General features: G+C 70.3%; 19 protein-coding genes. 6 read left to right on the forward strand and 13 right to left on the reverse strand.

The window, feature by feature from the left end; genetic code table 11:
• Window position 1: 1 nt before the first annotated feature.
• From zwf to pgl, 3 genes are read left to right on the forward strand one after another with little or no spacing between them, the layout of a single operon-like run.
• Window positions 2-1,540 carry a glucose-6-phosphate dehydrogenase gene (gene zwf / locus ACFQ6S_RS30025; RefSeq protein WP_383416452.1) on the forward strand — a complete coding sequence of 513 codons (1,539 nt, stop codon included), beginning with the start codon at window positions 2-4 and terminating at the stop codon, window positions 1,538-1,540.
• A complete protein-coding gene (gene opcA / locus ACFQ6S_RS30030; protein WP_383416454.1) occupies window positions 1,537-2,688 on the forward strand; it encodes a glucose-6-phosphate dehydrogenase assembly protein OpcA in 1,152 nt (383 codons plus the stop codon). Before zwf ends, opcA begins: the two co-directional genes overlap by 4 nt.
• Complete coding sequence (gene pgl / locus ACFQ6S_RS30035; protein WP_383416457.1) at window positions 2,685-3,467, forward strand: 6-phosphogluconolactonase; 783 nt, start codon at window positions 2,685-2,687, stop codon at window positions 3,465-3,467. The genes opcA and pgl overlap by 4 nt, the downstream gene beginning before the upstream one ends.
• 51 nt (window positions 3,468-3,518) lie before the next feature.
• Here the strand turns inward: pgl and ACFQ6S_RS30040 are convergent, their stop codons facing one another.
• From ACFQ6S_RS30040 to ACFQ6S_RS30060, 5 genes are all read right to left on the reverse strand, one after another.
• Complete coding sequence (locus ACFQ6S_RS30040; protein ID WP_383416460.1) at window positions 3,519-4,358, reverse strand: carbohydrate ABC transporter permease; 840 nt, start codon at window positions 4,356-4,358, stop codon at window positions 3,519-3,521.
• Window positions 4,355-5,719, reverse strand: coding sequence for an ABC transporter permease subunit (locus ACFQ6S_RS30045; RefSeq protein WP_383416463.1), 1,365 nt, complete (start codon window positions 5,717-5,719; stop codon window positions 4,355-4,357). Before ACFQ6S_RS30045 ends, ACFQ6S_RS30040 begins: the two co-directional genes overlap by 4 nt.
• 7 nt (window positions 5,720-5,726) lie before the next feature.
• Window positions 5,727-7,058 carry an ABC transporter substrate-binding protein gene (locus tag ACFQ6S_RS30050; RefSeq protein WP_383416466.1) on the reverse strand — a complete coding sequence of 444 codons (1,332 nt, stop codon included), beginning with the start codon at window positions 7,056-7,058 and terminating at the stop codon, window positions 5,727-5,729.
• A gap of 46 nt (window positions 7,059-7,104) precedes the next feature.
• On the reverse strand, window positions 7,105-8,730 hold the full coding sequence (locus ACFQ6S_RS30055) for a glycoside hydrolase family 13 protein (protein ID WP_383416468.1): 1,626 nt from the start codon (window positions 8,728-8,730) through the stop codon (window positions 7,105-7,107).
• Between the two features lie 135 nt (window positions 8,731-8,865).
• A complete protein-coding gene (locus tag ACFQ6S_RS30060; RefSeq protein ID WP_383416471.1) occupies window positions 8,866-10,137 on the reverse strand; it encodes an ABC transporter substrate-binding protein in 1,272 nt (423 codons plus the stop codon).
• Window positions 10,138-10,264: 127 nt separating this feature from the next.
• Between ACFQ6S_RS30060 and ACFQ6S_RS30065 the strand changes: the two genes are divergently transcribed.
• Genes ACFQ6S_RS30065 through ACFQ6S_RS30075 form a run of 3 tightly spaced genes read left to right on the forward strand, consistent with a single transcriptional unit; the run spans window position 10,265 to window position 13,902 of the window.
• Window positions 10,265-10,780 carry a PadR family transcriptional regulator gene (locus tag ACFQ6S_RS30065; RefSeq protein ID WP_383416473.1) on the forward strand — a complete coding sequence of 172 codons (516 nt, stop codon included), beginning with the start codon at window positions 10,265-10,267 and terminating at the stop codon, window positions 10,778-10,780.
• Window positions 10,777-11,571, forward strand: a complete 795-nt coding sequence (locus ACFQ6S_RS30070) for an ABC transporter ATP-binding protein (RefSeq protein WP_383416476.1) — start codon at window positions 10,777-10,779, stop codon at window positions 11,569-11,571. Before ACFQ6S_RS30065 ends, ACFQ6S_RS30070 begins: the two co-directional genes overlap by 4 nt.
• A 51-nt stretch (window positions 11,572-11,622) precedes the next feature.
• Window positions 11,623-13,902, forward strand: a complete 2,280-nt coding sequence (locus ACFQ6S_RS30075; protein WP_383416479.1) for an ABC transporter permease — start codon at window positions 11,623-11,625, stop codon at window positions 13,900-13,902.
• Between the two features lie 37 nt (window positions 13,903-13,939).
• Here the strand turns inward: ACFQ6S_RS30075 and ACFQ6S_RS30080 are convergent, their stop codons facing one another.
• From ACFQ6S_RS30080 to gap, 8 genes are all read right to left on the reverse strand, one after another.
• The gene (locus tag ACFQ6S_RS30080) at window positions 13,940-14,884 is read right to left on the reverse strand and encodes a hypothetical protein (protein WP_383416480.1); all 945 of its coding nucleotides are present in this window, start codon (window positions 14,882-14,884) and stop codon (window positions 13,940-13,942) included.
• 91 nt (window positions 14,885-14,975) lie between these two features.
• Window positions 14,976-16,631 (reverse strand): glucose-6-phosphate isomerase, encoded by a 1,656-nt coding sequence (pgi, locus tag ACFQ6S_RS30085; protein WP_383416483.1) that lies wholly within the window; start codon window positions 16,629-16,631, stop codon window positions 14,976-14,978.
• 52 nt (window positions 16,632-16,683) lie between these two features.
• A complete protein-coding gene (locus tag ACFQ6S_RS30090; RefSeq protein ID WP_383417238.1) occupies window positions 16,684-17,877 on the reverse strand; it encodes an MFS transporter in 1,194 nt (397 codons plus the stop codon).
• Between the two features lie 220 nt (window positions 17,878-18,097).
• Window positions 18,098-18,433 carry an RNA polymerase-binding protein RbpA gene (locus ACFQ6S_RS30095; RefSeq protein WP_003957010.1) on the reverse strand — a complete coding sequence of 112 codons (336 nt, stop codon included), beginning with the start codon at window positions 18,431-18,433 and terminating at the stop codon, window positions 18,098-18,100.
• A 201-nt stretch (window positions 18,434-18,634) separates the two neighbouring features.
• Window positions 18,635-18,865: a preprotein translocase subunit SecG gene (secG, locus tag ACFQ6S_RS30100; RefSeq protein WP_383416485.1), complete on the reverse strand. Its 231-nt coding sequence runs from the start codon at window positions 18,863-18,865 to the stop codon at window positions 18,635-18,637.
• Window positions 18,866-18,967: 102 nt separating this feature from the next.
• Window positions 18,968-19,744, reverse strand: a complete 777-nt coding sequence (gene tpiA, locus ACFQ6S_RS30105) for a triose-phosphate isomerase (protein WP_383416488.1) — start codon at window positions 19,742-19,744, stop codon at window positions 18,968-18,970.
• A 5-nt stretch (window positions 19,745-19,749) separates the two neighbouring features.
• Window positions 19,750-20,961 (reverse strand): phosphoglycerate kinase, encoded by a 1,212-nt coding sequence (locus ACFQ6S_RS30110; protein WP_383416491.1) that lies wholly within the window; start codon window positions 20,959-20,961, stop codon window positions 19,750-19,752.
• A gap of 144 nt (window positions 20,962-21,105) precedes the next feature.
• Window positions 21,106-22,116: a type I glyceraldehyde-3-phosphate dehydrogenase gene (gene gap, locus ACFQ6S_RS30115; protein WP_383416494.1), complete on the reverse strand. Its 1,011-nt coding sequence runs from the start codon at window positions 22,114-22,116 to the stop codon at window positions 21,106-21,108.
• Window positions 22,117-22,333: the final 217 nt, after the last annotated feature.

Consider the following 22,333-nt stretch of genomic DNA (forward strand, 5'->3'; position numbering starts at 1 on the left):
CTTGCCACCCTTCAACGTCACTGAAGCGAACCCGCTTCGTGACGCCGCCGACCGACGGCTCCCGCGTATCGCGGGGCCGTCGGGCCTGGTGATTTTCGGCGTTACGGGCGATTTGTCACGTAAAAAGCTGATGCCCGCGGTGTACGACCTCGCCAACCGGGGTCTGCTGCCGCCGGGCTTCTCGCTGGTCGGGTTCGCCCGCCGTGAGTGGGCCCACGAGGACTTCGCGAACGAGGTCCACGACGCGGTCAAGGAGCACGCCCGCACGCCCTTCCGTGAGGAGGTCTGGCAGCAGCTCATCCAGGGCATGCGCTTCGTGCAGGGCACCTTCGACGACGACGAGGCCTTCGAGCGGCTGCGCGGCACCATCGAGGAGCTGGACAAGGCCCAGGGCACGGGCGGCAACTTCGCCTTCTACCTCTCGGTACCGCCGCGCTCCTTCCCGGTGGTCATCCAGCAGCTGAAGAAGCACGGTCTTGCCGACCAGTCCTCCGGCTCCTGGCGCCGTGCGGTGATCGAGAAGCCCTTCGGCCACGACCTGAAGTCGGCCGAGGAGCTCAACAAGGTCGTGCACGAGGTCTTCGCCCCGGACCAGGTCTTCCGCATCGACCACTACCTGGGCAAGGAGACCGTCCAGAACATCCTGGCGCTGCGGTTCGCCAACACGATGTTCGAGCCGATCTGGAACAGGTCCTTCGTGGACCATGTGCAGATCACCATGGCCGAGGACATCGGCATCGGCGGCCGGGCCGGCTACTACGACGGCATCGGCGCCGCCCGTGACGTCATCCAGAACCACCTGCTCCAGCTGATGGCGCTGACCGCCATGGAGGAGCCCGCCTCCTTCGACGCGGACGCGCTGGCCGCCGAGAAGACCAAGGTGCTCGGCGCCGTACGGCTGCCGAAGGACCTGGGCCGGGACACGGTGTTCGGGCAGTACGCGGCCGGCTGGCAGGGCGGCGAGAAGGCGGTCGGGTACCTCCAGGAGGAGGGCATCGACGCCAAGTCCAAGACGGACACCTACGCCGCGATCAAGGTGGGGATCGACAACCGCCGCTGGGCGGGCGTCCCCTTCTACTTGCGCACCGGCAAGCGGCTGGGCCGCCGGGTCACCGAGATCGCGGTCGTCTTCCAGCGGGCGCCGCACTCGCCCTTCGACACGACGGCCACCGAGGAGCTGGGCCAGAACGCGATCGTGATCCGCGTCCAGCCCGACGAGGGCGTCACGGTCCGCTTCGGCTCCAAGGTGCCCGGCACCTCGATGGAGATCCGGGACGTGTCGATGGACTTCGCGTACGGCGAGTCCTTCACGGAGTCGAGCCCGGAGGCGTACGAGCGCCTGATCCTGGACGTCCTCCTGGGTGACTCGAACCTCTTCCCGCGCACCGAGGAGGTCGAGCTGTCCTGGAAGATCCTCGACCCGATCGAGGAGTACTGGGACACGCACGGCAGGCCGGCGCAGTACCCGGCCGGCACGTGGGGCCCCGTCGAGGCGGACGAAATGCTCGCACGAGAGGGACGGAGCTGGCGCCGGCCATGAAGATAGACCTCACGGACACCACGGCCAGCAAGATCAACAAGGCACTGGTGCAGGGCCGCCGGGCCATCGGCACGCCGGCCGTCGGCATGGTGCTCACGCTGGTCATCGTCACCGACGAGGAGAACGCGTACGACGCCCTGAAGGCCGCGAGCGACGCCTCGCGCGAGCACCCCTCGCGCACGCTCGTGGTCATCAAGCGTGTCTCGCGCTCGCCCCGTGACCGTACGCAGTCCCGGCTGGACGCCGAGGTGCGGGTGGGCGCGGACGCGGGCACCGGCGAGACGGTCATCCTGCGGCTGTACGGCGAAGTGTCCGAGCACGCGCAGTCCGTCGTCCTGCCGTTGCTGCTGCCGGACGCCCCGGTGGTGGTCTGGTGGCCGGTGAACGCGCCGCTCGACCCGGCGAACGACCCGCTGGGGGCGCTGGCCCAGCGCAGGGTGACCGACACCTACGCCTCGGAGCAGCCGGTGCGGGACCTGTCGGCCCGCGCCGACACCTACACGCCGGGCGACACCGACCTGTCCTGGACCCGGATCACGCCGTGGCGTTCGATGCTGGCGGCGGCTCTGGACCAGGTGATCTGCGAGGTGAAGGCCGTCGAGGTGGAGGGCGAGGAGTTCAACCCGAGCTGTGAGCTGCTGGCGATGTGGCTCGCGGACCGGCTGGACGTGCCCGTGAAGCGGTCGCTGTCGTCGGGCCCCGGTCTGACGGCGGTCCGTATGGCCACCGACTGCGGCCCGATAGTCCTCGACCGGGCGGACGGCTCCCTGGCGACGCTCTCCATCGACGGCCAGCCGGACCGTGCGGTGGCGCTGAAGCGGCGGGAGACGGCCGAGCTGATCGCGGAGGAACTGCGGCGGCTCGACCCGGACGACACCTACGCGTCGGCGCTTCGGTTCGGGGTGGAGCGGCTGAACGGCGTGCCCACCTCGGCGGTACGGGGCGCCGAGGCCGCCGTGGCCAAGGCGGAGCAGGCCGTGGCACTGGCCCAGGCCGCCGTGGCCAAGGCCGAGGAGTCACCGGCCGAAGAGGATCCCCCGGAATCTCCGGGGTCTCCGGCCAAAGGAGAAGCGGTCGAGTCTCCCGGCCAAGCCTCTGCGAAGGAAGCGGCGGCGCGGGAAGCGCTGAAGAAGGCGGCGGCCAAGTGAGTACTCCGCAGCTCGTCGTTCATCACGACAAGGAGCTGATGGCGCAGGCCGCGGCGGCCCGGCTGATCACGAAGATCGTGGACGCGCAGGCCTCCCGGGGCTCGGCGTCCGTGGTCCTCACCGGCGGCCGCAACGGCAACGGCCTGCTGGCCGCGCTGGCGGCCGCCCCCGCCCGGGACGCCGTCGACTGGGGCCGCCTCGACCTCTGGTGGGGCGACGAGCGCTTCCTGCCCGAGGGCGACCCGGAGCGCAATGTCACGCAGGCCCGCGAGGCCCTGCTGGACTCGGTGCCGCTGGATCCGAAGCGGGTGCACGCGATGCCCGCCTCGGACGGTCCGTTCGGCGCGGACGTGGAGGCGGCCGCTTCCGCGTACGCGGAGGAACTGGCGAGGGCGGCCGGCCCGGAGAACCACGGCGCGGTCCCCACCTTCGACGTCCTGATGCTGGGCGTGGGCCCCGACACCCACGTCGCCTCCCTGTTCCCGGAACTCCCCGCGGTACGGGAGACACAGCGCACGGTCGTCGGAGTCCACGGCGCCCCGAAGCCTCCGCCGACCCGAGTGACCCTCACGCTCCCCGCGATCCGGGCGGCGCGTGAGGTGTGGCTGCTGGCGGCGGGCGAGGACAAGGCCCAGGCCGCGGCGATCGCCCTGTCCGGCGCGGGCGAGATCCAGGCACCGGCGGCGGGGGCGTACGGCCGTGCGAGGACCTTGTGGCTCCTGGACACGGCGGCGGCTTCGCAACTGCCGAGATCGCTGTATCCACCGGCGTCGCCCTGAACGCCTTCGGGCCCCCACTTCACCGCGAAGTGGGGGCCCGAAACGGTGGGGCTACTTCACCGACCCGGCCATCACGCCCTGCACGAAGTGCCGTTGGAACGCGAAGAACACGACCACCGGCACCACCAGCGACACGAACGCCCCGGGCGCCAGCACATCGATGTTGCTGCCGAACTGCCGGATCTGGGACTGGAGTTCCACGGTGAGCGGCTGTGCGGAGCTGTCGGCGAACAGCAGGGCCACCAGCATGTCGTTCCACACCCACAGGAACTGGAAGATGGCGAGCGAGGCGATGGCCGGCCGTCCCACCGGGAGCACCAGCCGGGTGAAGATCCGCCACTCGCTGCCACCGTCCATCCGGGCCGCTTCCAGCATCTCCTTGGGCATCTCGGCGAAGTAGTTCCGCAGCAGGAACACCGCGAACGGCAGCCCGTACGCCACGTGGAAGAGCACGACACCGGGGATCGTGCCGAACAGGCCCAGCTGGCCGAAGAGTTTGGCGACCGGGAGCAGTCCGATCTGGACGGGCACCACGAGCAGCGCCACCACGACCAGGAAGACCGCCTCACGGCCGGGGAAGTCCAGCCAGGCGAAGGCGTATCCGGCGAGGGCCGCGATGACCACCACCAGCACGGTCGCCGGTACCGAGATCAGCACGGTGTTCCAGAAGGCCTGGCTGATCCCGGCGTTCCCCAGCAGCGCCGAGTAGTTGTCGAAGGACAGCTGGCCCGGGCTGGTGAACACCGTCCACCAGCCGCCGTTCGCCGTCTCCTCGGCGGACCGCAGCGACGACAGGAACAGCCCGGCCAGCGGGGTCAGCCACACCAGCCCGATGACCACCAAGAACGCCTGGACGAGTCCGTTGCCCAGGCCCCGCCTGACCGCGTTCATCGCTGACTCCTTCGGAAACGGCGGACGTTGAAGACCATGGCGGGGATCACGAGCAGCAGGAGGAGCACGCCCAGCGCACTGCCAAGACCCTGGTTGTTGCCGCCGCCGAACGACACCAGCCACATCTGCGTCGCGAGCACGGTTGCGTCCTCCTGCACCGGGCCGGGCGCGATGATGTAGACGAGGTCGAAGACCTTCATCACGTTGATGACCAGGGTGATGAAGACGACCGTGAGGACCGGTGCCAGCAGTGGGACCGTGATCCGCCGGAAGATCTGCCACTCGTTCGCGCCGTCCATCCGCGCCGCCTCCAGGGCGTCGCGCGGCAGCGCCGACAGGCCCGCGCCGATCAGGACCATCGCGAAGCCGGTCCAGATCCACAGATACGCCCCGATGATCGCCGGCGTGACGAGCGTGGGTCCGAGCCAGGAGATGCCCTCGTAGGGCGCGGCGAAGTTCGAGGCCGGCAGCTTCACCGTGTAGGGACCGTCGTCCAGAGACTCGAAGCGGAAGGAGCCGTCGGACGCCGTCGTCGCCGTGGCGACGGTCTTCCCGGCCCGCAGCGCCTCGACCTTCATCTCCGGCAGCCCGCTCTCCCGCCGGTCGACCTTGCCCTGTTCCCCTCCCCCACCGGGCGTGAAGTCGAGGTAGACGACGCCGCGCAGCTCACCCGGGCCCGCCTGCTGCCCGGCGGCCTTGTACGCCGGCTCGGCGCCCCCGGGCAGGTCGTCGGGCAGCACACCGACCAGGCCCAGCGTCACCGCGTCGCCCGGGGACACGCTCGCGCCGGTGCGGTACGAGCCGTCCGCGTCCTTCGTCAGCCCCTGTCCGTCGCGCGCCCGTGCCGTCGGATACGTCGACGTGCCCTGGAAGGCGTCGTGCACGGAGACGGCCGCGGCGTTCAGCACGCCCTTGTCCGGGTCCTCGTCGTACGCGAGCCGGAAGATGATGCCGGCGGCGAGGAAGGACACGGCCATCGGCATGAACAGCAGCAGCTTGAAGGCCGTCGCCCAGCGCACCTTCTCCACCAGCACGGCCAGGATCAGGCCGAGGCCGGTGAGCAGGGTCGGGGCAACGACGACCCAGATCGTGGTGTTGCGGATGGCCTTGAGGGTGGCCGGGTCCCGGAACATCTCGGCGTAGTTCTCGCCGCCCACGAACCGGGTGCCGGAGGCGTCGAAGAAGCTGCGTCCTATGGAGAACAGGACCGGGTAGACGACCAGGGCACCCAGCAGGAGCAGCGCGGGGAAGACGAACAGCAGGGCGATGATCCGGCCGCGCCGCCGCGTGCCCCGGCCCGTCGTCTTCCCGGCGCCCGCGGCGGCCCCCCGGCCCGCCTCTTTCACGAGTGTGGCGGTCATGTCCAAATCAGCCCTGGCCCTCGTACGCCTTGGCCGCCGCGGCCTCCAGCTTCGCCGCGGTCCCCTTCGGGTCCGACGGGTCGCGCAGGAAGTCCTGCAGCAGCTTCCACTCGCCCGCGCCCTTGGTGCCGCCGAAGGCAGCCGGGGCCTGGTCGGACATGTCGAAGCGAACCGAATCGCCCGCGTCGATCAGGGACTTGGCGGTGGCGCGGGTGACGTCGTCGCCGTACGAGCCGGGATCGACGTTCTTGTTCGGGGACAGGAAACCGCCCGCCTCGGCCCACACCGCCGCGGCCTCCGGCGTCGCCAGGTACTCCAGGAGGGCCATGCCGGCCTTCTGGTTCTTGCCGTCCTTCAGGACGACGGCCGCGTCGCCGCCGCTGACCACCGGCGCGTCGCCGCCGCCGACCGCCGGGAACGGGAAGAAGTCGGCGTCCTCACCGATCGACTTGCCGAACTGGTCCTTGGCGACGCCCGCGACGAAGTCGCCCTCGTAGACCATGCCGGCCTCGGGCTTGGGCCCGAACACCTTCTCCACCGAGCCCGGGAAGTCGGTGTTGAGGGCGCCCTTCTGGCCGCCCGCGATCAGCTGCTTGTCCTTGAACAGCTTGCCGAGGGTGGTGAGCGCCTCGACCACGGAGGCGTCGGTCCACTTCAGCTTGTGCGTGGCGAGGGCGTCGTACTTCTCGGGTCCGGCCTGGGAGAGGTAGACGTTCTCGAACCAGTCGGTGAGCGTCCAGCCGTCCTGCCCGGCGACCGAGAAGGCGGCGAGTCCGGAGTCGGAGACGGTCTGTCCGGCCTTCAGCATGTCGTCGTACGACTTCGGCGGCTCGACGCCGGCCTGCGTGAGGGCGTCGGGGCTGTACCAGACGGTCGACTTGTGGGCGGCCTTGAAGTAGAGGCCGTACAGGGTGCCGTCGACGCTGCCGTAGTCCTTCCACACGGGGGCGAAGTTGCTGTCCACGGACTTCTGGGCCGTGCCCGACAGCGGCTTGAGCCAGCCGCTGCCCGCGAACTGCTTCAGCACGCCGACCTGCGGGACCATCACGACGTCGGGGGCGTTGCCGCCCTCGATCTTGCTGCCGACGACGGTGGAGACGTTGTCGCCGGTGGACGTGAACTGGGTCTTGGCGCCGGTCTTCTCGGTGAAGGCGTCCAGCACCTTCTGGAAGTTCTTCTGCTCGCTGCCGGACCAGACACCGGCCACGGTGACCGTCTGGCCGTCGAGCGACTTGTCGCCGCCGCCGGCGGAGACGGGGCCGCCGCCACAGGCGGTGGCGCCGAGCGCCAGGACGAGAGCGGTGCAGCCGGTGAGCAGGGTCGTACGTCGTCGCATCATCGTTGATGTCCCTTCGGGGATGGGGAGTTGACGGAGATCGGGAGATTCAGCGGTCGCTGATCCACCAGGCGGCGGTCGAACCGGGCAGCACCCCGGCCGGGCAGGGACCGCTCGACAGCAATGGGGTGCCGGAGACCGGCGCGGCCGTGGGCACCGTTCCGAAGTTGACGGCGCAGACCAGGCCGTCACCGCGGACGAAGGCCAGGACGCCGGGCGGGCTGTCCAGCCAGCGCAGCGAGCCCTCTCCCAACTGGGGCAGCGCGGCGCGCAGTTGAAGGCCGTCGCGGTACAGGTGCCAGAAGGAGCGGGTGTCGGCGAGGGCGCGGTCGGTGGCGTACTCGGCGAAGTACTCCGGCTGCGGCAGCCACGGCTTGGCGCTCTCCGCGCCGGAGGTGAAGCCGAACGGCGACGCCTGTCCCGACCACGGCAGCGGCACACGGCACCCGTCGCGTATCCGGGCCCGGCTTCCGGTGCGGCGGAAGATCGGGTCGGTGAGCACGTCGTCGGGCAGGTCGACGACCTCGGGCAGGCCCAGCTCCTCGCCCTGGTAGATGTACGCGGCGCCGGGCAGCGCCAGCATCATCAGCGCGGCGGCGCGGGCGCGGGCGGCGCCGAGGCCGCTGCCCTCGGTGGCGGGTTCGCCGTAGCGGGTGACGGTGCGGACCTGGTCGTGATTGTTGAGCACCCAGGTGACCGTCGAGCCGGTGCCGGCTATGTCCTGCATGGCCTCGGAGATGACCTTGCGGAAGGCGTCGGCCTCCCAGGGGGCGCTGAGCAGGTCGAAGAAGAAGGCCTGGTGGAGTTCGTCGGAGCGGACGTACAGGGCGTGCTCGCGCGCGGTCGGCACGGACACCTCGCCGACGAGGAGGCGCTCACGGCCGTCGCCGGCGGTGTACTCCTCGCATGTCGCACGCCACTGGCGCCACACCGCGTGCACCTCGGGCTGGTTCCAGGCGAGCTGGTTGACCGAGTCACGGGTGCGGGCGTCGGCCTCCGGGTCGTCGGAGTCGGGCAGCTCGGGGTGCTTGTAGAGGCCGGCGGCGACGTCGATGCGGAAGCCGTCGACACCCCGGTCCAGCCAGAAGCGCAGCACCCGGTCGAACTCGGCGCCGACCTCCGGGTTGCGCCAGTTCCAGTCGGGCTGCTCGGGCGTGAACATGTGCAGGTACCACTGGCCGGACCGCCCGCCCGCCTCGGTCACCCGGCTCCAGGCCGGGCCGCCGAACATCGCGTGCCAGTTGTTGGGCGGCTCGGAGCCGTCGGCGCCGCGGCCGTCGGCGAAGTGGAAGCGGGCACGGGCCGCGCTGCCGGGTTCGGCGGCCAGCGCCTCCTCGAACCACGCGTGCTCGCTCGAGCAGTGGTTGGGGACGATGTCCAGCAGCACCTTGATGCCGAGCCGTCGCGCCGCCGCGACCAGCAGATCGAACTCGGCGAGGTCGCCGAAGAGGGGGTCGACGTCGCAGTAGTCGGCGACGTCATAGCCGTGGTCATGCTGCGGGGAGGGATAGAAGGGGCTCAGCCAGATCCCGTCGACCCCGAGCTTCTTCAGGTACGGCAGGCCGGCGCGGACCCCGGCCAGATCGCCGACGCCGTCACCGGTGCTGTCCAGAAAGCTGCGGACGTACACCTGGTAGATCACCGCGTCGCGCCACCAGTGGTGCTTACTCAACATGCATGCATGTTAGGTAGGCGTATCGCGAGGGTGTCAATGAAAGAAACAAAGGATACTGGCGAGTTGGGGTGTCAAATTCGGACTTATCTGGGCAAACGAACCCCAGATGAGACTTCGCCGTTACTTAACAAGTAACTAGCGAGTGGAGACGGTCGCCAACTCTCGCGCCAGCCTCCGCACGGCCGCCTCGGGCGTCTCCCGCCCGGTCATCGCGTCGTGCACGACCGCCTGCACCACCAGGCTCACCTGGTCGTAGCGCGGGCTCTTGGGGCGCGGAGCGGCCGTGCGCACGCTCTCGCGCAGGGTCGGCAGATACGGGAACTCCCGCACCAGCTCCGGATCTTCGTACAGGTCGGCCCGTACGGGAGGCAGCGCGCCCCGGGTGAGGACCTGACGCTGGACCCGCTCGCCGGCCAGGTGGGCGAGCAGGCGCGCGGCCGAGTCGGGGTGCTCGGTGTGGGTGCTGACGGCCAGGTTGGAGCCGCCCAGGACGCTGGTCCCGGGACCGTCCGGCCCCGGCAGCGGTACGGCGCCGATCTTCCCGGCGACCGGTGAGCCCTTGGCCGACGCGCCGACATAGGCGTACGGCCAGTTACGGAGGAAGAGCAGGCGGCCGTCCTGGAAGGCCTGCTTGGACTCCTCCTCCTTGAAGGTCAGCGCCCGCTTCGGGATCCAGCCCTCGCGCACGCCCCGGGCGAGGAAGTCGATGCCGTCGCGGGCCGCCATCGAGTTCACGGTGACGCGCTCGCCCTCGTCGCCGAGGATCGAGCCGCCCGCCGAGTAGACGGCTTCGGCCGCGTTGACGGTGAGACCCTCGTACGGCAGGAACTGGCCCGCGTAGCCGTCGAGGCCGTACTTGGGCGCGATGGTCTTCGCCGCCCGCTCCAGCTCGGCCCAGGTGCGCGGAGGGTCGACGCCCTCCTTGGCGAGGATGTCCTTGCGGTAGAGAAGCAGGCCAGCGTTGGTGACGTACGGGACCGCGTACAGCTGTCCGTCGTAGGTCGCCGTGTCCACGACCGGTGGCAGGAAGGTGTCCAGCGGGAAGCGGTCGCGGGCCAGCGGACGGATCCAGCCGTGCGCGGCGAACTCCGAGGTCCAGCTGACGTCGATGTTGAGGATGTCGAAGCGGCTGCGCTCGCCCCCGCGCAGGTCGGTGGACATCTGCGCGTGTGTCTCGTCGGCGGAGTCGGGCAGCTCGACGAGGGTGACCTTCTCGTCGGGGTGGGCGCGGTTCCAGCCGTCCAGCACGGAGCCGAGATAGCCCGTGAGGTCACCGGCGGTGGCGAGGGTCAACGGCCCCCTGCCGCTCGCGGGACCCTCGTCGGCACGGGCGCCGGAGGCGACGTAGCCGGTCAGGATCACGACGAGGACGAGAAGGCCCCTACCGGCGGCGTGGATCCACCGCATAGGTTCCTCCCTGTACACCTGACACCGGGCGTCTTCGCCCGGGGGAACAGAGGCCATGTATACCTGTTAGGTATGCGCGATACTAGGGCCTGCGGCACATTACTCGGGACGCGGGAGGAGAGCACGAGTGCGGCTGCCCCTCCTGGCCCTGCTGGCGCGCGGCCCGGCCCACGGCTATGAGCTGAAGCAGGACCTTGAGCTACTGCTGGGCTCCGCGTACCCTCAGCCGAACGTCGGCCAGATCTATGTGACCCTCGGCCGTCTCGAGAAATCGGGACTGATAGAGGGCGAGGACGTCGAACAGTCGAGCCGGCCCAACAAGAAGGTCTACCACCTCACCGAAGCCGGGCGTGAGGCGCTGCGCGTCTGGTTCGAGGAGACCGAGGACGAGCCGCGCGTGCGGGACGAGTTCTTCATGAAACTGGCCCTCGCCCCGCAGACCGGTCTCGCCGACCAGATCGCCCTCATCAACCAACAGCGGCGCCACTATCTGAACACCATGCGTCATCTGTCGAAACTGGCCGCCGCCGAGAACCGGGACAACCGCATCGCCCAGCTGCTGATCGAAGGCGCGATGCTGCACCTTCAGGCCGACCTGGACTGGCTGGAGCGGTGCCAGGAAGAGCTGGAGGAGCCGGAGTGAGCGACGATTCCACTCCCTCGCTGCCCGCGGACGGTCCCGTGGTGCCGGACGAGCGTCCCGTGCTGCGCGCGGCGGGCCTGGCCAAGACGCACTACGGCGAGGGTGCTCCGGCGCATGCCGTGCGCGGCGTGGATCTTTCCGTCCGGCGCGGCGAGTTCCTGGCCGTCACCGGTCCCTCCGGTGCCGGCAAGTCGACCTTGCTGCATCTGCTGGGCGGGTTGCAGCGGCAGGACAGCGGGAGCATCTGGCTGGACGGCGAGTGCGCGGACCGGTGGAGCGAGTCGCGCTGGTCGGTGGAGCGCAGGAAGCGCATCGGGATCGTCTTCCAGTTCTTCAACCTGGTCTCCAATCTCTCCGTCGCCGACAACGTCGAGCTGCCCGCCCTGCTGGCCGGCGTCCCGCCGAAACGGGCCCGTGCCGAGCGGACGGAACTGCTGGCCGAGCTCGGTCTCGGGGGCAAGGAGCGGAGCATGCCGGGCGAGCTGTCCGGCGGCGAGCAGCAGCGGGTCGCGCTGGCCCGGGCGCTGGTGAACCGGCCGCCACTGCTGCTGGCCGACGAACCCGCCGGCAGCCTGGACAGCAAGGGCACCCGCGAGGTGATGCGGCTGCTGACCCGCTTCCACCAGCGCGGCCAGACGATCGTGCTGGTCACGCATGACGCCCGGCTGGCGAGCGCCGCGGACCGGGTGATCAGCTTCTTCGACGGCCGGATCGCCGATGACGCCGAGCTGGACGGCGGCCCGCCGCCGCGCCGGGCCGGAACGTCGGGTGTGCTGGAGCTCAGGGACTGAGATGCGCGCCTACGAGCACTGCCCTGATTCCGGGCCGAGGGGCTGAGGCCCGTGCGAGCCACCCTGCGCTGGGCGCACTCGGATCTGCGCACGCACCGCGGCGAAGCCCTGTTCATCGTGCTGGCCACGGCCGGCATCGTGGTCTCGCTGCTGCTGGCCACGGCCCTGTTCGGCTATGCCACCAACCCCTGGCAGCGCGTCTTCACACAGGCGCACGGCGCCCATGTCTGGCTGCACACCGGCACCTCGGCCGACACCGGGAAGCTGGCCGAGCTCGACGGCGTCGAATCCGTCGCGGGCCCCTACCCCAACGAGTCCACCACCCTCGCCTCCCGGGGCACCCGCGCCTCCGTGGAACTGCGCGGCACCCCCGAGCGACCCGCCGTCGGCCGCCCGCTGCTGACCTCCGGCCACTGGCTGGATCCCGCGAACCCCGAGGGCGTGGTCCTGGAGAGCCGCCTGGCCCGCGCCCTCCTTGCCGCCCCCGGCGACACCCTCTCCCTGCCCGGCACCGACCGGACCCTCACCGTGCTCGGCATCGCCGACAGCGCCGAGCCGCGCTACCGGGCCGGCGAACAGGCGGGGCTCGTCTGGGCGCCGCCGTCCGCCGTGCGTGATCCGGGCGGCCGAGCGATCGGGCTGCGCCTGACGGACCCCGACGACACGGACTACGCCGTCCAGCGCGCCGTCACCGTGCTCGGCGCCGGTGCGATCGGCGAGGTCTCCACGTGGCAGCAGGCCCGCGCCGAGGCGCAGGGCGACAACCGGCTGCTCGGGCAGGTGCTGGGGCTGTTCGGGCTGGGCGCTCTGGTGGCCGCCGGGCTGGCCGTGCACGGGGCCATCGGCACCCGGATCCGCGGCCATCTGCGGGACATCTCGGTCCTGAAGGCGATCGGCTTCACGCCGGGTCAGGTGGTGCGCGTCTTCCTGCTCCAGCACCTCGCCTACGCACTTCTGGGCGCGGTGGCCGCCGCGGCCCTCATCCAGGCGCTGGGCAGCCAGATCCCGGGGCGGCTGGGAGACGCGGTCGGGGTCTGGCACGGGCTGCCGGGGCACACCCTGGCGCTGTTCGCGGTGCCGGTGGGGGCGGTGCTGTTCATCGGCGCCACCACGGGGCTCGCGGCCTGGCGGGCGGGACGGGTGCCTCCGGTGCCCGTGCCCCGGCGGGCCGCTCCGCTCGGCGGCCGGCTCTCGGGTGTGGCCCGTGGGGCGCTCGGGCTGCGGCTGCCGCCCGCGCTCGTCCTGGGCTGGCACCGGGCGTTCACCCGCCGCCCGCGGTCACTGGCCACGGTCGCCCGGCTCGCGCTGCCGCTGCTGCTGATCGTGGTCGCGATGAGCGCGTGGTCCACCATCGACCGCTTCGACAGCAGGCCCGAACAGGTCGGCCTGCCGACCGCCCTCACCGTCCACGCCTCCGATCTTGCCGGCGGCGAAGCCCACACGCTGCTGGAACGCGACGCGCAGGTCGCCGCCGCCTACCCGGGCGTCGAGGTGGCCGCCCTGGTCCCCGGCCAGACGGCCACGATCGCCCTGCGGGGCCTCGGCACCCATGCGGACCCATACCCGTACGCCCTGGCCGAGGGCCGTGCCGCGCTGGGCCGCGACGAGGCGGTGGCCGGGCAGGGACTGCTGGAGCTGCTGGACGTGAAGGTCGGCGACTGGGTACGCATGACCGTCGGCGACCAGCCGCAGATCCTGCACATCGTGGGCCGAAGCATCGAGCCGGAGAACGCCGGCCGGGTCATCTCCACCTCACTGGACACCCTCCGCGAGAACGACCCCGGCCTCGGCCCCACCCTCTACGAACTGCGGCTGCGCCCCGGCGCGGACCCGAATCAGGTGGCCGACCGGCTGGCCGACGCCGGGCAGGGACGCCTCGACGTCCACGCCGTGCCGAACCCCGCCGACGGGCTCTCGCCCCTGCGCGGGGTGGTCGTGGGCCTCATCGCCGTCCTGGCCCTGATCGGGCTCATCGAACTGCTGACCGCGATCGGCGGCACGGTCCGCGAGGGCGAACGCGACCTGCTGGCCCTCAAGGCCATCGGCCTGTCCCCCCGCCAGATCACGGCGATCACCGTCACCTCCACCGCATGCACCGCCCTGGCCGCGGTCGTCGTCGGTACGGCCGTGGGCCTGCCCCTCGGCCACTGGCTGATCGACTCCCAGGGCAGATCGAGCGGCATCGGCTCCGGGATCGCCCAGGGCCCCTCCCCCGCACTCCTGCTGCTCTTCGGTACGGCAGCGGTCGCGGGCGCGGCCGCCCTCGCCGCCGTACCCGCGTCCCGCGCGGCCCGGCGCCGCCTCGCGGACACGCTGAGCGCGGTCGCCTGACCGACGCCGGGGCCGGGCCCCGACGGATTCGGCGAGGTCAGCCGCCGTAGGGGCCGGGGCCGTAGGGCTGCTGCGGGTGGTACGGGGGCGGCGGGGTGTGGGGTGGCCGCGGCGGGGCGTACGGGTTCTGTGGGCCCGGTGCGTAGGGGTTGCCCTGCGGCGGTACGAAGCCGTTCGGTGCGTACGACGGTGGCGGCGGGGTCGGTGCCGGACCGGGCAGGGGGCCGGGCCTCGGCGACAGGGTGGCCGGGTGGTCCGCCAGCCGGATGCCGTACCGGCTCTTGAGGCGGCCCATCTCCAGCAGGGAGATGGCCGTGACCGTCAAGGGGGCGGCCAGGATGAAGACGAAGCCCATGGCGAGGCCGAGGCCGTGCAGATCACCCGTGATGAGATCGGGGATGGCCATCAGCCATGACGTCACCGTGGCGAGCAGAGGCGGCAGACAGCGGTGCACGACTGCGGTGCCGAAGAAGTTCCCCGAGATCCGGTAGGCACCGGCGATCACGAAGAAGGCCATCCAGAGCCCTACGAAGCTGAACAGCAGGCCGCCGAGGGTCCCGAGGGCGCCGCCCACCTGGAAGATCAGCACCGTACCGAGCGCCGAGCCGACGAACAGCAGCAGCAGCTTCAGCGACCTGACGAGCGGGTCCCGCAGCTGCCCCACAGTACCGGCGCCGGAACGCCGCCAGAGATGGAGCATCACGCCGACCGTGAGCGGCGTGATGAACAGCAGGACCAGACAGGCGGTGGCCGCGTTGTCCAGCATCTCGTCGAAGGCGAAGCCGCCCTCGACGAAGGTGTAGACGCCGAACGCCGCGACCGCGCCCGCGATGACCCGCACCCGCTTGAGCGCGTCCACCGACGGATCCAGTGACTCCGGGATCCAGGTCGGGTGGAACACCGCCCGGGCCACATGATGAGGCTTCAGGAACGACCGCGCGGTCAGCGTGCCGCCGGTCCAACTTCCCTGTGGATAAGTCAACTTGCACTCCCCCGAGTGATCGTTGTCATGATCACCGAGGGAGTCTACGGGAAGCGGACGGCAGCGCGCCGCCCGCTTTCCGCATCAGCGGTCACTGCCGCCCGCGCAGCTCCCGGTACTTGGCGACGAGCGCCTTCGTCGACGCGTCGAGACCCGGCACCTGGGCGCCCTCGGTCAGTGCGGGCTCGACCCGCTTGGCGAGGACCTTGCCGAGCTCGACGCCCCACTGGTCGAAGGAGTCGATGTTCCACACCGCGCCCTGAACGAACACCTTGTGCTCATACAGTGCGATCAGCTGACCGAGCACCGACGGGGTCAGCTCGCGCGCGAGGATCGTGGTCGTCGGGTGGTTGCCCAGAAACGTCTTGTGGGCCACCAGCTCCTCCGCCACCCCCTCCGCGCGCACCTCCTCCGGCGTCTTGCCGAACGCCAGCGCCTGCGTCTGCGCGAAGAAGTTCGCCATCAACAGGTCGTGCTGCGCCTTGAGTTCGTCGCTCATCTCGGCGACCGGCTCGGCGAAGCCGATGAAGTCCGCCGGGATCAGCTTGGTGCCCTGGTGGATCAGCTGGTAGTACGCGTGCTGCCCGTTGGTGCCCGGCGTGCCCCACACGATGGGCCCGGTCTGCCAGTCGACCTCCCGCCCGTCCCGGCCGACGTACTTGCCGTTGGACTCCATGTCCAGCTGCTGGAGATACGCCGTGAACTTCGACAGGTAATGGCTGTACGGCAGCACCGCGTGCGCCTGGGCGTCGTGGAAGTTGCCGTACCAGATGCCCAACAGGCCGAGCAGGAGCGGCACATTGGCCTCGGCGGGCGCGGTGCGGAAGTGCTCGTCGACGAGCCGGAAACCGTCGAGCAGCTCCCGGAAGCGGTCCGGCCCGATGGCGATCATCAGCGACAGGCCGATCGCCGAGTCAAAGGAGTAGCGCCCGCCCACCCAGTCCCAGAACTCGAACATGTTGGCCGTGTCGATCCCGAAGTCGGCCACCTTCTCGCCGTTCGTCGACAGCGCGACGAAGTGCTTGGCGACGGCCTCCGGCCCGGCCTTCAGCTCGCCCAGCAGCCAGTTGCGCGCGGACGTGGCGTTGGTGATCGTCTCGATCGTGGTGAACGTCTTGGACGCGATGATGAACAGCGTCTCGGCGGCGTCCAGGTCGCGGGTGGCCTCGTGCAGGTCGGCGCCGTCGACGTTCGACACGAAGCGGACGGTGAGGTCGCGGTCGGTGAAGCCGCGCAGCACCTCGTAGGCCATCGCGGGGCCGAGGTCGGAGCCGCCGATGCCGATGTTGACGACGTTCTTGATCCGCTTGCCGGTGTGGCCGGTCCAGGCGCCGGAGCGGACCCGCTCGGCGAAGCCGGCCATCTTGTCGAGGACGGCGTGCACACCCGGGACGACGTTCTCCCCGTCGACCTCGACCACGGCCTCGCGCGGCGCGCGCAGCGCGGTGTGCAGCACGGCGCGGTCCTCGGTGGTGTTGATCTTCTCGCCGCGGAACATGGCGTCCCGCAGCCCGAAGACGTCCGTCGCGGCGGCCAGCTCGCGCAGCAGCCGCAGCGTCTCGTCGGTGACCAGGTGCTTGGAGTAGTCGATGTGCAGGTCCCCGACCTGCATCGTGTACCCCGCGCCGCGGCCCGCGTCGGCGCCGAACAGCTCCCGCAGCTGCACGTCGCCCAGCTCCTCGCGGTGCTTGGCCAGCGCGGTCCACTCGGGGGTCTGGTTGAGCCTGGTACGGCCGTCTGCGTTCATGTCCGACTTCAGCCTTCTTTCGTGCCTGTCCCAGCTGTTCCAACCTAGTTGATCAGCGCGGGACGTGAGCGGTCGTGGCGTCGTCGTCCGGCGCAACAACAGGTACGTGGGGCTTGCGCGCCGGTATCAACGAGATGACGGCGAAGGCGAAGAGTGCGGCGGCCAGCAGGGCAGGTCCGTTCAGCCCCCACGCCCCCGCCACGGCGCCGCCGAGCAGCGCACCGACCGGGGCGCCGGACGTCGAGGCCGTGCGGAAGGCCGAGGCGATACGGCCCACCATGGACTCGGGGCTGCGCTGCTGCATCAGCGTGACCTGGTTGACGTTCCACACCATGCCCATGGCGCCGAGCAGCACCATGCCCGCCAGGAGGGCCGCGAGATGCCGGACGGTCCCCGTGAGCAGCAGCGCCGACGTCTGCACGGTCCCGGCCAGCAGCAGCGCCCGCACCCGCCCGGTCCTGCGCGCGATCCGCTGGGCCAGGAAGCCGCCCGCGAGCCCGCCGACCGCGTAACCGGTCATCGCCGCCGCGTAGGCCGCGTGGCCGCCGTGCAGCCAGCCCGTCACGTGCAGTACCAGGGTGGCGATCAGGGCACCCATCCCGATGTTGCACAGGAGGGTGGCCACACAGGTCGCCCGCAGCGCCCGGTCCCGCCACAGTGTGCGCAGTCCGTCGCCGATCTCGGCCCGCAGTGTGCCGCCGGCCGGGCGAGGTCCGTGCTCGGGCGGCCGTATGCGCAGGGATGCCACCAGGGCGGCGGCCAGCAGATAGGTGCCCGCGTCGGCCACGAAGGGCATCGCGGCGCCGGCCGTCAGCAGCAGCGGCACGAACGGGCCCGCGATCAGGCCGCCCGCCAGTTGCTGCCCGGTCATCAGCCGGGCGTTGGCGCTGCCCAGGGCCGCGCGGTCCACCAGGGACGGGAGCAGGGCCGTGGAGGCGTTGTCGAACAGGGTCTGGAGTGTCGTCAGCGAGAAGGTGAGCACCAGCAGCAACAGGATCGAGGCGTGTCCCAGTCCCACAGCCAGGGCGAATCCGGCGACGAGGAGTCCTCGCAGAAGATCGACCGCCCACATCGCGCGCCGTTGATCCACCCGGTCCGCCACGGCTCCGCCGAGCAGCCCGAAGAGCAGCCAGGGGACATAGCCGCAGGCCGTGACCGAGGCGATGACCAGGGGATCGTCCGTGAGCTGCACGGCGAGCAGGGGCAGCGCGGTCGTACGCAGCGCGTCACCGAACCGCGAGACCACCGCGGCGGTCCACAGCCGTCCGAATCCACCGCGCCACGCGGGCGCACTCGCGCCTGCCGTCCCCGCCGTCGCCACGGCTCCCCCTCCCGGTCCGGTCGATCCGAAAGATCGATACACAAACCGTAGAGGGCGCCACTGACAATCGGCCCCGGAGCGGGGGGCCGCGGTGGTTCCGACAGGTCCGGCCAGGCACCCACGGGTACCCGGCCGGCCTCAACTCCTAGATCTCGCCGCGCAGTTTGGCGAGCGCCTCGGCGAGGATCGCCTCGCCGTCCGCGTCGCTGCGCCGTTCCCGTACATACGCGAGGTGCGTCTTGTAGGGCTCGGTGCGCGGCGGGTCCGGCGGGTTGTCCCGGTCCTGTCCGGCGGGAAAGCCGCAGCGCGGGCAGTCCCAGGTGTCGGGAACCTGCGCGTCGCTGGCGAAGCTGGGCTGCGTCTCATGCCCGTTGGAGCACCAGAAGGAGATGCGCAGCCGGGGCGCGGACTCGCCCCGCTCGGCCTCGCCCATCGGCCCCGCCCCGACCCGGCTTCCTCGGATCGCGTTGCCACTTGCCACGGTCGTAACTCCCTGCGTGATGGTGCCGCAAAGCGAGTCGGCGTTTCGCTTCGCTGCGAGCGCCTCAGTCTACGTAAGGCCCAACGCGCGTCCAGTGATTGGAGTTACATAGCCCCTACACCAAGACGCAAGCCCCATGATAGGCCGCGCTCAGCTGCGCGTACCGAACATGGGGCCTTACGTGTGGATTGTGCGTGCCGGTCAGTTGCTGACCTTCATAAGAATGCCGAGTACGACAATGCACGCGAACCAGAGCAGACCGACCACGATGGTGATCCGGTCGAGGTTGCGCTCGGCGACCGAGGAGCCGCCGACGGACGACTGCATGCCGCCACCGAACATGTCGGAGAGGCCGCCGCCCTTGCCCTTGTGCATCAGCACCAGCAGCATCATCAGCCCGCTGAAGACGATCAGGGCGATCGAGAACCCCATAACCACGGCTGGACCAACTTCCTCGGATCTGGATGGACGACAGGGGCACAGCCTCGAGGCTGTGCCCCCGCAAGGGTACGACGGATCGCCGCTACCGCATACTTACTGGTCGCGGAAGCGCACGATCTTGACGAACTCGTCGGCGTCCAGCGAGGCGCCTCCGACCAGGGCACCGTCGATGTCGGCCTGCGCCATGATCTCGGCGACATTGCCCGACTTCACGGAGCCGCCGTACTGGATGCGGACCTGGTCGGCCAGGTCCTGCGTGTACAGCTCGGCGATCTTGCCGCGGATGGCGGCGCAGACCTCCTGGGCGTCCTCGGCGCCGCAGACCTTGCCGGTGCCGATGGCCCAGACGGGCTCGTAGGCGATCACGATCGTCTCGGCCTGCTCGGCCGGGAGGTCCTTGAGACCGCCCTCGACCTGGGCGAGGGTGTGGGAGACGTGGTTGCCCGCCTCGCGGACCTCCAGCTCCTCGCCGACGCACATGATCGGGGTCAGGCCGTGCTTGTAGGCGGCCTTGACCTTGGCGTTGACGATCTCGTCGGTCTCCGCGTGGTACTGGCGGCGCTCGGAGTGGCCGATCGCCACGAACGTGCACTTCAGCTTGGCCAGCATCGGACCGGAGATCTCGCCGGTGTAGGCACCGGAGTCGTGCGCCGAGATGTCCTGGGCGCCGTACTTGATCTTCAGCTTGTCGCCGTCGACCAGGGTCTGCACGGAGCGCAGGTCGGTGAAGGGCGGCAGGACGGCGACCTCGACTGCGTCGTAGTCCTTGTCGGCCAGGGCGAAGGCGAGCTTCTGGACGTGCGCGATGGCCTCGAGGTGGTTGAGGTTCATCTTCCAGTTGCCCGCCATCAGCGGCGTGCGCGTGCTCATTGAGGTCAGTCCTCCAGTGCGGCGAGGCCGGGGAGCGTCTTGCCCTCGAGGTATTCGAGGGAGGCGCCGCCACCGGTCGAGATGTGGCCGAATGCCGACTCGTCGAAGCCCAGGGTGCGGACGGCCGCGGCGGAGTCGCCGCCGCCGACCACGGTGAAGCCCGGGGTGTCGACGAGGGCCTGGGCGACCGCCTTGGTGCCCTCGGCGTAGTCGGGGTGCTCGAAGACGCCCATGGGGCCGTTCCAGAAGACGGTGCCGGCGTCGGCGAGCTTCGAGGCGTACAGCTTGCGGGTCTCAGGACCGATGTCCAGACCCTCCTGGTCGGCGGGGATGGCGTCCGCGGCGACGGTCGTGGGGTTGGCCGGGGCCTTGGTCTTCAGGTCCGGGAACTCGGTGGAGATCAGGACGTCGACCGGCAGGACGAGCTCGACGCCGTTCTTCCGGGCGCGCTCCATGTACTCGGTGACGGCCGGGATCTGGTCCTCCTGAAGGAGGGAGATGCCGACCTCGTGGCCCTGGGCCTTGAGGAAGGTGTACGCCATGCCGCCGCCGATGAGCAGCCGGTCGGCCTTGGCGAGCAGCTGGTCGATGACGGCGAGCTTGTCGGACACCTTGGCGCCGCCGAGCGCGACGACGTACGGCCGCTTGACTTCATCGGTGAGCTTCCTGAGCACGGCGACCTCGTTCGCGATGAGGTGGCCGGCGTAGTGCGGCAGCTTGGCCGGGAGGTCGTACACCGAGGCGTGCTTACGGTGCACCGCGCCGAAGCCGTCACCGACGTAGACGTCGGCGAGGGCGGCGAGCTGGTCGGCGAAGGCGGCGCGCTCGGCGTCGTCCTTGCTGGTCTCCCCGGCGTTGAAGCGGAGGTTCTCGACGACGGCGACCTGGCCGTCGGCGAGGCCGGCGACGACGGCACGGGCGGACTCGCCGACCGTGTCGGTCGCGAAGGCCACATCCGCGCCGAGGAGTTCACCGAGCCGCGCGGCGGCCGGGGCCAGGGAGAAGGCGGGGTCCGGGGCGCCCTTGGGGCGGCCCAGGTGCGAGGCGACGACGACCCGCGCGCCCGCCTCGGCCAGCGCCTTGACGGTGGGCAGCACGGCGCGGATACGGCCGTCGTCGGTGATGGCGGTGCCGTCCAGCGGCACGTTCAGGTCGGCGCGGACGAAGACCCGCCGGCCCGCGACTCCTTCGGCGAGGAGTTCGTCGATCGTCTTCATGAAGGGGACTCCTGAGAAGGGCTCGTGTTCGCTCGGAAACGCTCGTGATCCAACAGGTCTGATCTGCACGTGAGTCAGGGCTCGGGCGACGCGTCCCTGCGCCGCCCGAGCCCTGCACTCACATCAATGTGCCTGCTCTGGATATCAGAGCTGGTTGCCGACGAAGACCGTGAGGTCGACGAGACGGTTGGAGTAGCCCCACTCGTTGTCGTACCAGCCGAGGATCTTCACCGAATTGCCCTCCTGGACCATGGTCAGGGAGGAGTCGAAGGTGCAGGAGGCCGGGTCGCTGACGATGTCCGAGGAGACGATCGGGTCCTCGGTGTACGACAGGTAGCCCGCCAGGTCGCCGTCCTCGGAGGCCTTCTTGAACGCGGCGTTGACCTCGTCCTTGGTGACCTCACGCTGGAGCTGCACGACCAGGTCGGTGGCCGAACCGGTCGGGACCGGGACGCGCATGGCGATGCCGTCCAGCTTGCCCTTGAGCTGCGGGAGGACCAGGGCGGTCGCCTTGGCGGCGCCGGTGGTGGTCGGGATGATGTTCTCGGCGGCGGCGCGGGCGCGACGCAGGTCCGAGTGCGGGAAGTCCAGGATGCGCTGGTCGTTGGTGTACGCGTGGACCGTCGTCATCAGGCCCTTGACGATGCCGAAGTTCTCGTCGAGGACCTTGGCCATCGGCGCCACACAGTTGGTGGTGCAGGAGGCGTTCGAGATGACGTGGTGGTTCGCCGGGTCGTACTTGTCCTGGTTGACGCCCATCACGATGGTGATGTCCTCGTCCTTGGCCGGAGCCGAGATGAGGACCTTCTTGGCGCCGCCGGCAAGGTGCTTCGCGGCGTCGGCCTTCTTCGTGAAGATGCCCGTCGACTCGATGACGATGTCGACGCCCAGCTCACCCCACGGGATGTCGGCGGGGTTGCGCTCGGACAGGACCTTGATGGTGTGACCGTCGACCGTGATCGTGTCGGCGGTGTGCGTCACCTCGGCCTTGAGGCGGCCCAGGATGGTGTCGTACTTCAGCAGGTGAGCCGTGGTCGCAGTGTCACCCAGGTCGTTGACAGCCACGATCTCGATGTCAGCGCCCTGCTCCAGCAGCGCGCGGAAGTAGTTGCGACCGATACGACCGAAGCCGTTGATGCCTACGCGGATCGTCACGAACCGATCTCCTCGTTGGTACGCCGGCCATGCGGTGCCGGCGAGCTCTATTTGGGATGTCCCCGACCGCCTACGACCCTACCTCTCTGTGGCCGCCGTGGTGACATCCACATGCCTCATACGCGGCAGGGCGGTCCGTACCCGCCAGTAGGGGTACGGACCGCCCCACCCGAAAGCCCGGATCACTCGATCCGGTCACCGTGCGTGGTGCACGGTT

The organism is Streptomyces sp. NPDC056479, from assembly GCF_042795335.1.
Lineage (GTDB): Bacteria > Actinomycetota > Actinomycetes > Streptomycetales > Streptomycetaceae > Streptomyces.

Excerpts from the sequence above, each read along its gene's own strand:
- opcA (WP_383416454.1), top strand. The coding sequence starts at position 1,537 with ATGAAGATAGACCTCACGGACACCACGGCCAGCAAGATCAACAAGGCA.
- ACFQ6S_RS30040 (WP_383416460.1), bottom strand. The coding sequence starts at position 4,358 with ATGAACGCGGTCAGGCGGGGCCTGGGCAACGGACTCGTCCAGGCGTTC.
- ACFQ6S_RS30045 (WP_383416463.1), bottom strand. The coding sequence starts at position 5,719 with ATGACCGCCACACTCGTGAAAGAGGCGGGCCGGGGGGCCGCCGCGGGC.
- ACFQ6S_RS30050 (WP_383416466.1), bottom strand. The coding sequence starts at position 7,058 with ATGATGCGACGACGTACGACCCTGCTCACCGGCTGCACCGCTCTCGTC.
- ACFQ6S_RS30055 (WP_383416468.1), bottom strand. The coding sequence starts at position 8,730 with ATGTTGAGTAAGCACCACTGGTGGCGCGACGCGGTGATCTACCAGGTG.
- ACFQ6S_RS30060 (WP_383416471.1), bottom strand. The coding sequence starts at position 10,137 with ATGCGGTGGATCCACGCCGCCGGTAGGGGCCTTCTCGTCCTCGTCGTG.
- pgi (WP_383416483.1), bottom strand. The coding sequence starts at position 16,631 with ATGAACGCAGACGGCCGTACCAGGCTCAACCAGACCCCCGAGTGGACC.
- secG (WP_383416485.1), bottom strand. The coding sequence starts at position 18,865 with ATGGGGTTCTCGATCGCCCTGATCGTCTTCAGCGGGCTGATGATGCTG.
- tpiA (WP_383416488.1), bottom strand. The coding sequence starts at position 19,744 with ATGAGCACGCGCACGCCGCTGATGGCGGGCAACTGGAAGATGAACCTC.
- ACFQ6S_RS30110 (WP_383416491.1), bottom strand. The coding sequence starts at position 20,961 with ATGAAGACGATCGACGAACTCCTCGCCGAAGGAGTCGCGGGCCGGCGG.